The following is a 13,029-nucleotide window of genomic DNA, read 5'->3' on the forward strand; positions in this document are numbered from 1 at the left end:
GCTCCTCTCAGCGTCCCGGCTCATCGTTCCAGAGCAGTTTGTGCAACTGCATCTGCAAGCGAACCGGCAGGTTGTCGGCGACGATCCAGTCAGCCAGATCAGTGACGTTCAGTTCATGGTGGCTGGGCGAGAACAGGACTTCGCCGGCACGCTTGTCGAGCCCGTACTGGGTCAGCTTGGACACCGCCCAGTCGTAGTCCTCCCGCGAGCAGAGCACGAACTTGACCTGGTCGTTGGCGGTCAGCAGTTCGATGTTCTCGTAGCGGTTGCGGTGGACTTCGGCGGAACCAGGGGTCTTCAGGTCCACCACGCGACTGACCCGCTCATCGACGGCGGAGATATCCATCGAACCACTGGTTTCCAGGGAGACCTCGTAGCCGGCGTCACACAGCTGCTTCAGCAGGGGAATGACGTTCGGCTGGGCCAGTGGCTCGCCACCCGTTACACACACGTAGCGCGGGCGATAGCTGGCGACCTGCTCCAGCAGCGAGTCGAGGGTGCGAAGAGTGCCGCCACTGAAGGCGTAGGCGCTGTCGCAGTACTGGCAGCGCAGCGGACAGCCGGTGAGACGCACGAATACCGTGGGCAGCCCAGCGGTGCGCGTTTCACCCTGCAAAGAGTAAAAGACTTCGGTGATGCGTAATGTGTCTTGCATAGTCGCCACGGGCTGGACAGCTGAACAGGCTGTCCGCCTCCGTCAGGCACCGCCGCGAACTCGACATAGCGTTATTCGCGGCAGCGTTTCAATAAAAGGGGGCAGATTCTAACGAAAAAACCCGCGACAGGCGCGGGTTTCTTTCAAACGCTGTGATTCAGAGCTTCTGCAGGTCGCGTTGGGCGAGCTGGGCAGCCGAAGTACCAGGATACTGGGTCACCACCTGCTGGAGGATGCCCTTGACCCGATCGGTATGACCGAGACGGCGCTCCACGTCGGCCAGCTTGTACAGCGAGTCCGGCACCTTGTTGTGCTTCGGATATAGCTGGCTGACCTTGGCGAAGGCCTGGCCTGCGCCTTGCAGGTCGCCTTTGGCCAGGTTCACTTCACCCAGCCAATACTGGGCGTTGCCGGCGTACTGGCTGTTCGGGTACTTGCGCAGGAAGGCATTGAACGCCTGGGCGGCCTTGTCGAAATCCTTGGCCTTGATCAGGTCGAACGCTGCATCGTAGTACAGCTTTTCCTTCGCCGGATCACCCGGTTCGCTGCTTGCGGCCGGCTGGTTGGCCGCTGCCGCAGTGTTGCCGGCGGCCGGCGCAGTCGCGCCACCGTCAGCGGAATTCTCGGAGGTTGCAGACGGAGCCGGAGCCGCGCCGCTGGAGATACGCCGATCCAGGTCCTGGTAACGCTCCAGGCCCTCCTGTTTCAGGCGGGATACTTCATTCTGCAGGATCTCGATGGTGTTCTGCTGCCGATCGATCTGTTCCTGCATTTGTTGCAACTGCATGAAAAGCTGGCCCTGCGCCGAGGCAGGGGTCGAAACCCCTCCCCCGGCGTAGGCGCCGTTCGTACCGTAACCTGCCGGCGGATAACTGCTTGCGCCGTTATATCCACCAGCATTGTCATCGACAACAGGAACCTCGGCCGCTGCCACGAGAGGCAGGGCGAGAGCCAGGACGGTTACAGCACGACGGCACGCTCGCATATCGAATTACTTACGCAGTTCGACGCGACGGTTTTGAGCCCAGGACTGCTCGTCGTTGCCGGTGGCAACTGGACGCTCTTCGCCGTAGGAAACCAGTTCCAGCTGGGCTGGGGAAACGCCTTGCAGCACCAGGTAGCGCTGAACGGCCTTGGCACGACGCTCGCCCAGAGCCATGTTGTACTCGCGAGTACCGCGCTCGTCGGTGTTGCCTTCCAGGACGACGCGAGCGCCGTTGGCTTTCAGGTCCTTGGCGTGAACGTCCAGGGCGCGCATGGCTTCTGGCTTCAGGTCCGAGCTGTCGTATTCGAAGTAGAAGGTGGTGATTGCGCGCAGAGCAGCTTCTTCGCTCAGGCTGCCGTCGACGGCACCGGTGTTTGCGCCGTAGCCAGCGTTTGGATCAACAGCGCCTTCGCCAGCGTTGTCACCGCCTTTCGAGGAGCAACCTACAGCTACGGCCATGGCCAGAGCCAGCGCAGCAAACTTACCAAACTTCAGCATTTCCATCGTGAAACTCCTAATGAACCCCAGTGTGTTAAGTAAAACGTATATCGCCGCATCAGTTCAGGTAAGGGGACCAGGACGGTTCTCTGACTTCGCCTTGAGCGGTAGGAAGCGGGAGCCTCACGCGTCCATTGAGAGAGACGAGCATCAAGACTCCCCGGCCCTGCTGGCGGGTGGCGTAGATTAGCATGGTGCCGTTTGGCGCAACAGTGGGAGACTCATCAAGGTTGGTATCCGTGAGGATCTTTACACTGCCGCGCTGCAGGTCTTGTGCAGCCACTTTGAAGTTGGTGAAACCGTCCTGGCGGTGGATCATCACCAGAGTCTTTTCATCCGCCGAAAGTTTCGGGTTGGCGTTGTAGTTGCCGACGAAAGTCACGCGCTCGGCGCCGCCGCTGCCGATGGTGGTCTTGTAGATCTGCGGCTTGCCGCCACGGTCCGAAGTGAAGTACAGGGTCGAACCGTCCTTGCCGAAGAAAGGCTCGGTGTCGATGGCCGGGTTGTTGGTCACACGGGTCAGCTGCCGCGAGCCCATGTCCATCACGTAGATCTCCGGGTTGCCGTCGCGCGACAGCACGAACGCCAGGCGGTTGCCATCAGGCGACCAGGCCGGAGCACCGTTCAGGCCTTCGAAGTTGGTGATCTGCTCGCGGCGGCCGGTATCGATGTGCTGCACGAAAATGCGCGGGCGACGCTGCTCGAAGGACACATAGGCGATGCGCTTGCCATCCGGCGCGAAGCGCGGCGACAGGATCGGCTCGCGGGATTGCAGCAGGGTCACTGCACGAGCGCCGTCGTAGTCGGAGCGCTGAAGGGTGTAGCGGGTGCTGTTGGCGGAGAAACGCTCGGCCGTCACGTAGAGCATGCGGGTCGAGAATGCGCCCTTGATGCCGGTGAGTTTCTCGAACGACTGGTCGGCGATGTAGTGGGACATGTCGCGCAACTGGTCGACGGTGCCCGACACGCTGCCGGTCAGCACTTGCTGCTCGGTGGCAACGTTGAACAGCGCGTACTGCACCTGCAGGCGACCGCCCGCCGGCACGATGCTGCCGACCATCACGTACTGCGCACCCAGCGCTTTCCAGTCGCGGAAGATGACTTCGCTGGCCTGGCTCGGCTGGCTGATCATGTTCTGTCGCGGAATCGGCGAGTAGTAACCCGAGTTGCGCAGGTCATTGCCGATGATGTCGGCCATGTCCTCGGGCAGGACGCTGCCGCCCTGCAGACCGAAAGGCACTACGGCGATCGGGGTGGCCCGGTCGCTGCCGCTGGTCACCAGGATGTTCTTTTCTTCTGCGTTGGCCATCCCTGCTGCACAGCAGAGAACGACCAGCAGTCCTCTAAGAAGGTTAATCACAAGGCTAGGTCCTCAGGTGTGAATGTCATCTTGAATGAACGATACGGATTGAATTCGCTCGGTTTCAAACCCTGCATTTCGGTCAGGCGCCCGATGTTCTTGACAGCCGCCACGGCGGAGCTGTCGAACGGACCGTCACCACTGGAGCGTGCGACGCTGACGTTGGTGATGGTGCCATCGGGCAACATGTTGATCTGCAGGACCACTGTCATGTTCTTGCGCGCAGAAGGTGGTCGCGCCCAGCCTTCGGCTGCCCGTGCCCGGATCAGGTCGTCGAAGTCGCCGGCGACCTGGTCGCCCTGCTCGTCCGCCAGTGCCTGCTGGCGCTCGGTGGTGTCGGACAGCAGCTCGGCCAGGGCCTGGGCTTTCTTGTCTTCCGCCGCCTTGCGGGCTGCCTCGGTGGCCTTTTTCTTGGCCGCGTCGGCTGCTGCTTTCTTCTTCGCTTCCTCGGCTGCCTTCTTCTTCGCTTCTTCAGCGGCGGCCGCTTTTTTCTTCGCGTCCTCGGCGGCCTTCTTCTTGGCGTCCTCGGCTGCTTTTTTCTTGGCCTCTTCAGCCGCTTGCTTCTTCGCCTCTTCTTCAGCCTTTTTCTTGGCTTCGTCCTCGGCCTTCTTCTTGGCAATATCGGCGAGCTGCTTCTCTTCGGCCTTCTTGGCTTCCTCGGCTTTCTTCGCCGCCTCGGCCTTCTTCGCCTCGTCAGCAGCCTTGGCCTGCTCGGCCTTCTTCGCTTCTGCAGCCGCGCGCGCTTCCTCGGCCTTTTGAGCCGCCTCTTCTTTCTTTTGTTCCGCGGCCTTCACAGCCTCCTGTTTCTGCTGCTCGACCTTCTTCTGCTCCATCTGTTCTTCTTCGGTCTGGCGCGAAGCGGTCTTCTTCGCTTCCCCGGCAATCTTCTGATTGGTCTGGGTAGTGGCCTGACTCTTGGACTTCAGCTGGTACAGGGTAGCCTGGACGATAGGCTTGGACGGCGGCAGTTCAGGGGTCATGGCGAAGCTGACGAACAGCATGCCGAACACCAGGACGTGCAGCGCGATGGCCCAGATACTGGGCCAGAAGTAGCTTTCCGAGGCGGATGGCTCTCGCTGTTGCATCAGGGCGCCTCGGTAATCAGGCCAACGTTACCGACACCGGCCTTCTGCAACCCGCCCATGGCGCCCATTACCGCACCATAGTCGACAGCCTTGTCGCCACGGATGAAGACCTGGGTCTGTTTGCCCTGATCACGGCCGGCGGCGATGATCTTGGTCACCGCGTCGGTCATTTGCGGCAAGGTCATGGCCTTGTCCATCTGCTTGTCGGTGTCGACTTCGCTGCCAAGGTTCCAGTAGTAGGTCTTGTCGGCCTTGATCGAAATGGTCAGGACCTGGACGTTGTTGTCCTGCGGCAAGGCTTCGCTGGAAACCTTGGGCAGATCGACCTTCACGCCCTGGTTGAGCATGGGTGCGGTGACCATGAAGATGACCAGCAGTACCAACATCACATCGATGTAGGGCACCACGTTCATCTCGGCGACCGGCTTGCGTTTCTGGCGAACTCGGGCCATGGGTGTCTACCTGATCACTCTTCGCTGGTGTGCACTTTGCGGTGCAGGATGGCCTGGAACTCGTCGGCGAACGTGTAGTAGCGACCGATCAGCACTTCACTGCGGGCAGAGAAACGGTTGTAGGCGATAACCGCCGGAATCGCGGCGAACAGGCCGATCGCGGTGGCGATCAACGCTTCGGCGATGCCCGGGGCAACGGTGGCCAGGGTGGCCTGTTGTGCCGAGGCCAGGCCACGGAAGGAGTTCATGATGCCCCAGACGGTACCGAACAGGCCGATGTACGGGCTGGTGGAGCCGACGGTGGCGAGGAACGGCAGGCTCTGCTCGAGTTTTTCTTCCTCGCGGGAGATGGCCACGCGCATGGCACGACCGACGCCTTCCATCACCGCGTCAGGATCGACGCCCGGCTGCTGGCGCAGACGGGAAAACTCCTTGAAGCCGGCCCGGAAGACCTGCTCTACCCCGGAATCCGGATCGGGATTGCTCCCTGCCTGGCGATACAGCTTGGACAGGTCGATACCCGACCAGAAGCGCTCTTCGAAGCTGTCCAGGGCACGACGACCGGCGCGCAGCATGGTGCTGCGCTGAAAAATCATGATCCATGAAGTCACCGATGCGGCAACCAGTGCCAGCATGACCAGCTGCACCACGATGCTGGCATTGCTGACCAGGCTCCACATGGAGGTATGGTCGACGACGTTAGCTTCCACGCTTAATCTCCTGCGTTTGAATGAATGCCCGGACTGCCCGCCTCGACGAAGGCCGCTCGCAGTTCGGGGGGAATAGCCCGGGGTTTGAAGGTATCGGCGCGCACACAGGCCACCAGGAACTGCCCTTCGCAGAGCAGCGTTGCATCACTTTCGCGCCAGACCTGCTGCACGAAGCGCAGGCTGGCACGGTTCAATTCAAGCACTTGCGCGGTCACCCGCAATTCGTCGTCCAGTCGTGCCGGCGCGTGGTAGCGCGCTTCGCTGGAGTGAACCACGAACAAGGTGTTCTGCTGCGCCAGTTGCGACTGGGCAAAGCCCAGGTCGCGCAGCCTTTCGGTGCGGGCGCGCTCCATGAATTTCAGATAATTGACGTAATACACCACGCCGCCCGCATCGGTGTCCTCGTAATAAACGCGACAGCGATGTGCGAACGGCTCGACCCCATTTTGCGCGCGCATACTCTAGTGCTAACTCCTCAGCTTGCCAATCCGCCCAACCAACTGTTTTTGCGGATCATGTCGTATTGCTAGCGCCGTCATGGCCAGTCGGCGATTAGGACCACAAATCCGCAAGATAAATCTGTCACGCATCATCCGAATCAGAAAAATCGCTACCGGATGCTTCACCCAACTGTTTCGGAATGTTCAGCCCGAAGTGCAGATAGGCATGACGGGTCACCACCCGCCCCCGGGGCGTACGCATGATGTAGCCCTGCTGGATCAGATAGGGCTCCAGCACATCCTCGATGGTGTGACGCTCCTCGCTGATCGCCGCCGCCAGGCTGTCCACGCCTACCGGGCCGCCATCGAACTTCTCGATCATGGTCAGCAACAGGCGGCGGTCCTGATGATCGAAGCCACGCTCGTCGACATCCAGCAGGTTCAGCGCCATATCCGCCACGCCCTTGGTGATCTCGCCCTTGCCGCGCACTTCGGCGTAATCGCGCACCCTGCGCAACAAACGGTTGGCGATCCGCGGCGTTCCACGGGCACGGCGGGCAATTTCGAAGGCGCCCTCTTCCTCGATGGGCAGCCCGAGAATACCGCCGGAACGGCTGACGATGGTGGCCAGGTCGGCGTTGCTGTAGAACTCAAGACGCTGGACGATACCGAATCGGTCACGCAGCGGATTGGTCAGCATCCCGGCACGGGTGGTAGCGCCGACCAGGGTGAATGGCGGCAGGTCGAGCTTGATCGAGCGCGCCGCAGGCCCTTCGCCGATCATGATGTCCAGCTGGAAGTCTTCCATGGCTGGATACAGCACTTCCTCGACCACCGGCGACAGGCGATGGATCTCGTCGATGAACAGCACGTCGTGCGGTTCGAGATTGGTCAGCAGCGCGGCCAGGTCGCCCGGACGCTCCAGGATGGGCCCCGACGTGCTCTTGATCGACACGCCCATTTCCTGGGCGATGATATTGGCCAGGGTGGTCTTGCCCAACCCCGGCGGGCCGAAGATCAGGGTGTGGTCGAGAGATTCGCTACGGTTGCGCGCGGCCTGGATGAACAGCGCCATCTGCTCGCGCACCACCGGCTGGCCGATGTATTCGGCCAGGCGCAGCGGGCGTATCGCCCGGTCCTGGACTTCTTCCCGGTCGCGCCCGGTGGCGGTTATCAAACGGTCGGCTTCGATCACTTAAATCATCCCTTTCAGGCTGCGCCGGATCAGCTCTTCGCTGCTCAGGCCCTTGGCATCCACGGCGGCCACCGCGCGGCTGGCCTCCTGGGGTTTGTAGCCCAGGGAAATCAGGGCGCTGACCGCGTCGGCTTCGGCGCTGGATACGGTCGCCAGTGGCGCAGGACCATTCGGCACCAGCTGGAACATGCTCGGCACCGTCTCCCAGGCCTTGAAGCGATCCTTCAGCTCGACCAGCAGACGCTCGGCGGTTTTCTTGCCGACTCCCGGCACCTTGACCAAGGCCGACGCATCCTGCGCCTGGACACAGCGCACCAGTTCATCGACATCCAGGCCGGACATCAGCGCCAGGGCCAGCTTGGGACCGACGCCATTGAGCCGGATCAATTCGCGGAACAGCTCCCGCTCGCGCTTTTCAAAGAAGCCATAAAGCAGGTGGGCATCCTCGCGCACGATCAGGTGCGTGTGCAAGGTTACGGTTTCCCCCACCTTCGGCAGGCGATAGAGGGTCGTCATCGGCACTTCCAGCTCGTAGCCGAGGCCATTGATATCGACAATCAGGTGCGGCGGCTGCTTTTCAGCCAAGGTGCCGCGCAAACGTCCAATCACGCTCGGATCCTTTCTCGTGAGCGCCGCGGTCAACCGGCAGCGCTTCTATATAAAGCAGGGATGCTATCAGAGACGCAGCCGTCCGTTGCGACTGCGCGCCACACCCAGGCCATGCGGTACCAGGCTGGAACGGGTATGGGCGTGACACAGGGCGATGGCCAGGGCGTCCGAGGCATCGATCTGTGGCTTCTGCGTCAGCTTGAGCAGATGCATGACCATCATCTGCACCGCCTCCTTGTTCGCGCCGCCACTGCCAGCCACTGCCTGCTTGACCTGGCTGGCCGTGTATTCGGCAATTTCCAGCCCGGCCTCGGCCGCCGCGACTATGGCCGCGCCCCGGGCCTGGCCGAGCTTGAGCGCAGAGTCGGCGTTGCGGGCCATGAACACCCGCTCGATGCCCATGGTTACCGGACCATGCTGACGGATGATCTCGCTCACGCCACGAAACACGATTTGCAGGCGCTCATGCAGCTCGCCGCTGCCCGTGCGGATACATCCCGACGCCACGTACTCGCAGCCGCGTCCGGTATGGCGAACCACACCGTAACCGGTTATCCGCGAGCCGGGGTCGATACCAAGAATCAGAGTCATTGCACCTGCGCCGTGTTGCACATACAAAAAGCCGGCCCCGCCTCCAGGGCGGGACCGGCCTCGGACAATGCAGAAAAACCTTAGCCGAGCTGTTCCATGATCTCGTCAGGAATTTCAGCATTGGAATAGACGTTTTGCACGTCGTCCAGGTCTTCCAGCATGTCGATCAGCTTCAGTACCTTCTGCGCACCGTCCAGGTCCAGCTCGGCGCTGGTGGTCGGCTGCATCACGATTTCCGCGTCAGAGGCCTTGAAGCCCGCGGCTTCCAGGGCGCTGCGCACGGCATAGAAGCTGGCGAACGAGGTGAACACATCGAAGGAGCCGTCGCCATTGCTGACCACGTCATCGGCGTCGGCTTCCATTGCCGCTTCCATCAGGGCGTCTTCATCGACGCCTTCGCCGAAGCTGATCTGCCCCTTGCGTTCGAACAGGTAGGCGACGGAGCCGTCGGTACCGAGATTACCGCCGCACTTGCTGAAGGCATGACGCACGGCCGCTGCGGTCCGGTTGCGGTTGTCGGTCATGGCCTCGACCATGATCGCCACGCCGCCCGGGCCGTAGCCCTCGTAGCTCAGTTCCTCGACGTTGTCCGCTTCGGCAGTGCCGGCGCCACGGGCGATGGCACGGTCGATGATGTCGCGGCTCATGTTCGCACCCAGCGCCTTGTCCAGCGCCAGGCGCAGACGCGGGTTGGACGCAGGGTCGCCACCGCCCTGCTTGGCAGCGACGGTCAGCTCACGAATCCATTTGGTGAAGATCTTGCCTCTCTTGGCATCCTGGCGCTCTTTGCGGTGCTTGATGTTCGCCCACTTGGAATGACCCGCCATAACTGACTCCAAAAATCCTTGAAACAAAATCAAGTGCCTTACCGCCGATGCGGAAGACACGACTGAATCGGGGTGCCTTAAAGCGAAGACGCATCCCGTGGGATGCGCCTTTCAGACCGGCTTACTCGGCCTTCTGCTGCTCACGCAGGCGAATGTGCAGCTCGCGCAGCGCCTTGGCATCGACCAGGCCCGGGGCCTGGGTCATGACGCAGGCAGCGCTCTGGGTTTTCGGGAAGGCGATCACTTCACGGATCGACTGGGCGCCGGTCATCAACATGACCAGGCGGTCCAGACCGAAGGCCAGGCCACCGTGTGGCGGTGCACCGAACTTCAGGGCGTCGAGCAGGAAGCCGAATTTCTCTTCCTGTTCCGCCGCCTCGATACCCAGCAGGCGGAATACCGCCTGTTGCATTTCCTTGCGATGGATACGGATCGAACCGCCACCCAGCTCGGTACCGTTCAGCACCATGTCGTAAGCGCGGGACAGCGCGGTAGCCGGGTTGGCTTCCAGCTCTTCCGGAGTGCACTTCGGTGCGGTGAACGGGTGGTGCAGCGCGGTGAAACTGCCGTCTTCGTTTTCCTCGAACATCGGGAAGTCGACGACCCACATCGGCGCCCACTCGCAGGTGTACAGGTTGAAGTCGGCACCCAGCTTGATACGCAGCGCGCCCAGGGCCTCGCTGACGATCTTGGTCTTGTCGGCGCCGAAGAAAACGATGTCGCCATCGACCGCGCCGACGCGATCCAGGATCACGTTCAGGTTGGCCTCGGGAATGTTCTTGACGATCGGCGACTGCAGGCCTTCGACGCCCTTGGCGCGCTCGTTGACCTTGATGTAGGCCAGGCCCTTGGCACCGTAGATGCCGACGAACCGGGTGTACTCGTCGATCTTGCTGCGCGGCATGCTCGCGCCGCCCGGCAGGCGCAGGGCGGTAACGCGGCACTTCGGATCGTTGGCCGGGCCGGCGAACACCTTGAAATCGACATCCTTCAACTGGTCGGCGACATCGACCAGTTCCAGCGGGATACGCAGGTCAGGCTTGTCGGAACCGTAGCGGCGCTGGGCTTCCTCGAAGGTCATGTGCGGGAATTCGCCGAATTCCAGGTCCAGGACTTCCTTGAACAGCTTGCGGATCATGCTTTCGGTCAGGCCCATGATCTCGGACTCATCGAGGAAGCTGGTCTCGATGTCGATCTGGGTGAACTCGGGCTGGCGGTCGGCACGCAGGTCTTCGTCACGGAAGCACTTGGCGATCTGGTAGTAACGGTCGAAGCCGGCGACCATCAGCAACTGCTTGAACAGCTGCGGCGATTGCGGCAGGGCGAAGAAGCTGCCGGCGTGGGTACGGCTCGGCACCAGGTAGTCGCGTGCACCTTCCGGCGTGGCGCGGGTAAGGATCGGCGTTTCGACGTCGAGGAAACCGTTCTCGTCGAGGAACCGGCGGATGCTCGAAGTGATGCGCGAACGCAGGCGCAGTTTCTCGGCCATCTCCGGACGACGCAAGTCGATGAAGCGATAGCGCAGGCGGGTTTCCTCGCCGACGTCGGAGTATTCGTTCAGCGGGAACGGCGGGGTTTCCGCTTCGTTCAGCACTTCAAGGTCGTAGCCCAGCACTTCGATGGCGCCCGACGCCATGTTCGGGTTGACCGCGCCGGCAGGACGCAGGCGCACGCGGCCGGTGATCTTCACCACATACTCGCTGCGCACGCGATCGGCGGCGGCGAAGCTGTCGGCGCGATCAGGATCGAACACGACCTGGGCCATGCCTTCGCGATCGCGGATATCGAGGAAGATCACCCCGCCGTGGTCGCGACGACGATGAACCCAGCCGCAAAGGGTGATTTCCTGACCGTCCAGGCTCTCGTTCAGTTGGCCGCAATAGTGGCTGCGCATCATGATGGTGGTTTCGCTTCTCGTCATTCGTGAATTCGTTCAGGCCCGGGCTAGTACGATGGGTACGGGCCCTGGCGGCCGCAAAGGGTCAATAGTGCAAGACCCGGGCAGTACAGTTCAACTCAGTCGCCGTTGCCGGCCAGATTCTTTTTCGCACCGGTCTTGAAATCGGTTTCGTACCAGCCCTTGCCGCTCAGGCGAAAACCGGGGGCGGACAGGACCTTTTTCAGTTCGGGCTGCTGGCAGGCGGGACAGTCGGTCAGCGGCGCCGCGCTGATTTTCTGCAGCACTTCCATCTGGTGGCTGCAGGAACCGCATTGATAGTCGTACAGAGGCATGAGGTGTATCTCGGGTGAGTCCTGCGCGGACCGCGCCACGCAGCAAAAAGCGGGATTATATATGGTTAGCCGGGGCTGTGCAGCCCACGGACGACACCTGCGTGGCGAACGGTCATCGGACCGGATCGCCCTCCTCGTCCGCCTCGTCGGCTGCGTTGAGCAGGAACACCACGCAGATGACCCGCACCAGCCCGCTGAAGTTCTTGACCCCGCCATGGCGCAGATGAACCTCCCGGTCGACATGGGACAGCACCGAGTTGACCGTGCAGCCGTTGGCCCGGGCAATCCGCTCCAGCACGGCCCAATAGATGTTTTCCAGGCGCAGGCAGGTTGCGAAACCGTTCAGTCGCACCGAGCGCGACAAGGGCTGGGCCAGTTGCATGTTGAAATCCGACTCGAACGGGTCGATATCGATGCCCCGCGGCTCGCCGGGCTTGCACAGGCTCTGATTCAGGGATCGGGACATTGCCACACCACTCACCAGGACAGGAAGGAAAGCGCGGGCGAAGGCACCGCGCACGTCCCGTCATGAAGCGCCGATGGATCCGGCTGCACTAGCAGACGACCGCCCTCGTGATGTAGGAGGTATCAGCAAACCGCGGCCTATCGGATAACCGGAGAAAACGCTTCCAGGCCTTGCGAAACGTGGCCGGCAGGCACAAAAAACCCGGCGCCTTTTCGAGGACGCCGGGTTTTGCGCTTAGCCTGGACAGGTCAGCGGTGAATCATTTCTCTTCGAGCAGGACGCGCAGCATCCATGCAGTCTTCTCGTGGACCTGCATGCGCTGGGTCAGCAGATCGGCTGTCGGCTCGTCGCTGACCTTGTCGGTCAACGGGAACAGGCTGCGGGCGGTGCGCACAACGGCCTCCTGGCCTTCGACCAGGTACTTGATCATCTCGTCCGAGCTCGGCACACCTTCGGTTTCCTTGATCGAGGCCAGACGCAGGTACTGGGCATAGGTGCCGGGGGCCGGGAAGCCCAGGGCACGGATCCGCTCGGCGATCGAGTCGACGGCCAGCGCCAGTTCGTTGTACTGCTCTTCGAACATCAGGTGCAGGGTGCGAAAGCTGGGACCGGTCACGTTCCAATGGAAGTTGTGGGTCTTCAGGTACAGCACGTAGGTGTCGGCAAGCAGGCGGGACAGGCCGTCGGCAATGGACTTGCGATCTTCTTGGCTGATTCCGATATCGATTGCCATCTGAAAATTCCTTCCTCTGATTTTTCGGTTCAAACGCTCTGGTGTCACTGTATCAAGAGTTTTCACAGCGTGCAGCCCAGACCCCGTGACACGATGCTGCAGGCCTCGCGAGCCGGGCGTCCCGCTGATTTGAGAAGCCCCGGGCTTTGCGGTTAAATAGGCGGCGTGCCGCCATGGCCAAGTCTCAGCGC

16 protein-coding genes are annotated in these 13,029 nt (G+C 61.8%); all 16 read right to left on the bottom strand.

Annotation, left to right across the window (positions count from 1 at the left end; genetic code table 11):
• Nucleotides 1-7: 7 nt before the first annotated feature.
• Nucleotides 8-655: a 7-carboxy-7-deazaguanine synthase QueE gene (gene queE / locus N7650_RS02420; RefSeq protein ID WP_009402076.1), complete on the bottom strand. Its 648-nt coding sequence runs from the start codon at nt 653-655 to the stop codon at nt 8-10.
• Between the two features lie 157 nt (nt 656-812).
• Nucleotides 813-1,640: a tol-pal system protein YbgF gene (gene ybgF, locus N7650_RS02425; protein WP_037061050.1), complete on the bottom strand. Its 828-nt coding sequence runs from the start codon at nt 1,638-1,640 to the stop codon at nt 813-815.
• Nucleotides 1,641-1,646: 6 nt separating this feature from the next.
• The gene (gene pal, locus N7650_RS02430) at nt 1,647-2,144 is read right to left on the bottom strand and encodes a peptidoglycan-associated lipoprotein Pal (RefSeq protein ID WP_003178634.1); all 498 of its coding nucleotides are present in this window, start codon (nt 2,142-2,144) and stop codon (nt 1,647-1,649) included.
• A gap of 52 nt (nt 2,145-2,196) precedes the next feature.
• Complete coding sequence (gene tolB, locus N7650_RS02435; RefSeq protein WP_205346411.1) at nt 2,197-3,447, bottom strand: Tol-Pal system beta propeller repeat protein TolB; 1,251 nt, start codon at nt 3,445-3,447, stop codon at nt 2,197-2,199.
• 47 nt (nt 3,448-3,494) lie between these two features.
• Nucleotides 3,495-4,583: a cell envelope integrity protein TolA gene (gene tolA, locus N7650_RS02440; protein ID WP_009402101.1), complete on the bottom strand. Its 1,089-nt coding sequence runs from the start codon at nt 4,581-4,583 to the stop codon at nt 3,495-3,497.
• Entirely contained in the window at nt 4,583-5,035 is a 453-nt protein-coding gene (tolR, locus tag N7650_RS02445) for a protein TolR (RefSeq protein WP_009402103.1), read from the bottom strand. Before tolR ends, tolA begins: the two co-directional genes overlap by 1 nt.
• A 14-nt stretch (nt 5,036-5,049) precedes the next feature.
• Entirely contained in the window at nt 5,050-5,745 is a 696-nt protein-coding gene (tolQ, locus tag N7650_RS02450; protein ID WP_009402105.1) for a protein TolQ, read from the bottom strand.
• A gap of 2 nt (nt 5,746-5,747) precedes the next feature.
• Nucleotides 5,748-6,203, bottom strand: a complete 456-nt coding sequence (gene ybgC, locus N7650_RS02455; protein WP_009402107.1) for a tol-pal system-associated acyl-CoA thioesterase — start codon at nt 6,201-6,203, stop codon at nt 5,748-5,750.
• A gap of 124 nt (nt 6,204-6,327) precedes the next feature.
• The gene (ruvB, locus tag N7650_RS02460; RefSeq protein ID WP_009402109.1) at nt 6,328-7,380 is read right to left on the bottom strand and encodes a Holliday junction branch migration DNA helicase RuvB; all 1,053 of its coding nucleotides are present in this window, start codon (nt 7,378-7,380) and stop codon (nt 6,328-6,330) included.
• Nucleotides 7,381-7,989: a Holliday junction branch migration protein RuvA gene (gene ruvA, locus N7650_RS02465; RefSeq protein WP_009402111.1), complete on the bottom strand. Its 609-nt coding sequence runs from the start codon at nt 7,987-7,989 to the stop codon at nt 7,381-7,383.
• Between the two features lie 66 nt (nt 7,990-8,055).
• Nucleotides 8,056-8,580 carry a crossover junction endodeoxyribonuclease RuvC gene (gene ruvC, locus N7650_RS02470; protein ID WP_009402113.1) on the bottom strand — a complete coding sequence of 175 codons (525 nt, stop codon included), beginning with the start codon at nt 8,578-8,580 and terminating at the stop codon, nt 8,056-8,058.
• 80 nt (nt 8,581-8,660) lie between these two features.
• Entirely contained in the window at nt 8,661-9,407 is a 747-nt protein-coding gene (locus tag N7650_RS02475; RefSeq protein ID WP_009402115.1) for a YebC/PmpR family DNA-binding transcriptional regulator, read from the bottom strand.
• Nucleotides 9,408-9,528: 121 nt separating this feature from the next.
• Nucleotides 9,529-11,304, bottom strand: a complete 1,776-nt coding sequence (gene aspS, locus N7650_RS02480) for an aspartate--tRNA ligase (RefSeq protein WP_037061084.1) — start codon at nt 11,302-11,304, stop codon at nt 9,529-9,531.
• 119 nt (nt 11,305-11,423) lie between these two features.
• A complete protein-coding gene (locus N7650_RS02485) occupies nt 11,424-11,639 on the bottom strand; it encodes a zinc ribbon domain-containing protein (RefSeq protein ID WP_009402119.1) in 216 nt (71 codons plus the stop codon).
• Between the two features lie 112 nt (nt 11,640-11,751).
• Nucleotides 11,752-12,105: a ribbon-helix-helix domain-containing protein gene (locus N7650_RS02490; RefSeq protein WP_009402121.1), complete on the bottom strand. Its 354-nt coding sequence runs from the start codon at nt 12,103-12,105 to the stop codon at nt 11,752-11,754.
• Between the two features lie 259 nt (nt 12,106-12,364).
• Nucleotides 12,365-12,838 (bottom strand): Dps family protein, encoded by a 474-nt coding sequence (locus N7650_RS02495; RefSeq protein WP_009402123.1) that lies wholly within the window; start codon nt 12,836-12,838, stop codon nt 12,365-12,367.
• Between the last annotated feature and the right edge of the window lie 191 nt (nt 12,839-13,029).

This window comes from Pseudomonas sp. GD04058 (genome assembly GCF_029836855.1).
In the GTDB taxonomy this organism is placed as follows: domain Bacteria; phylum Pseudomonadota; class Gammaproteobacteria; order Pseudomonadales; family Pseudomonadaceae; genus Aquipseudomonas; species Aquipseudomonas bharatica.

Coding starts and splice junctions, on each gene's coding strand:
- queE (WP_009402076.1), bottom strand. CDS start 655: ATGCAAGACACATTACGCATCACCGAAGTCTTTTACTCTTTGCAGGGT.
- ybgF (WP_037061050.1), bottom strand. CDS start 1,640: ATGCGAGCGTGCCGTCGTGCTGTAACCGTCCTGGCTCTCGCCCTGCCT.
- pal (WP_003178634.1), bottom strand. CDS start 2,144: ATGGAAATGCTGAAGTTTGGTAAGTTTGCTGCGCTGGCTCTGGCCATG.
- tolB (WP_205346411.1), bottom strand. CDS start 3,447: ATGGCCAACGCAGAAGAAAAGAACATCCTGGTGACCAGCGGCAGCGAC.
- tolA (WP_009402101.1), bottom strand. CDS start 4,583: ATGCAACAGCGAGAGCCATCCGCCTCGGAAAGCTACTTCTGGCCCAGT.
- tolR (WP_009402103.1), bottom strand. CDS start 5,035: ATGGCCCGAGTTCGCCAGAAACGCAAGCCGGTCGCCGAGATGAACGTG.
- ybgC (WP_009402107.1), bottom strand. CDS start 6,203: ATGCGCGCGCAAAATGGGGTCGAGCCGTTCGCACATCGCTGTCGCGTT.
- ruvC (WP_009402113.1), bottom strand. CDS start 8,580: ATGACTCTGATTCTTGGTATCGACCCCGGCTCGCGGATAACCGGTTAC.
- N7650_RS02475 (WP_009402115.1), bottom strand. CDS start 9,407: ATGGCGGGTCATTCCAAGTGGGCGAACATCAAGCACCGCAAAGAGCGC.
- aspS (WP_037061084.1), bottom strand. CDS start 11,304: ATGATGCGCAGCCACTATTGCGGCCAACTGAACGAGAGCCTGGACGGT.
- N7650_RS02485 (WP_009402119.1), bottom strand. CDS start 11,639: ATGCCTCTGTACGACTATCAATGCGGTTCCTGCAGCCACCAGATGGAA.
- N7650_RS02490 (WP_009402121.1), bottom strand. CDS start 12,105: ATGTCCCGATCCCTGAATCAGAGCCTGTGCAAGCCCGGCGAGCCGCGG.
- N7650_RS02495 (WP_009402123.1), bottom strand. CDS start 12,838: ATGGCAATCGATATCGGAATCAGCCAAGAAGATCGCAAGTCCATTGCC.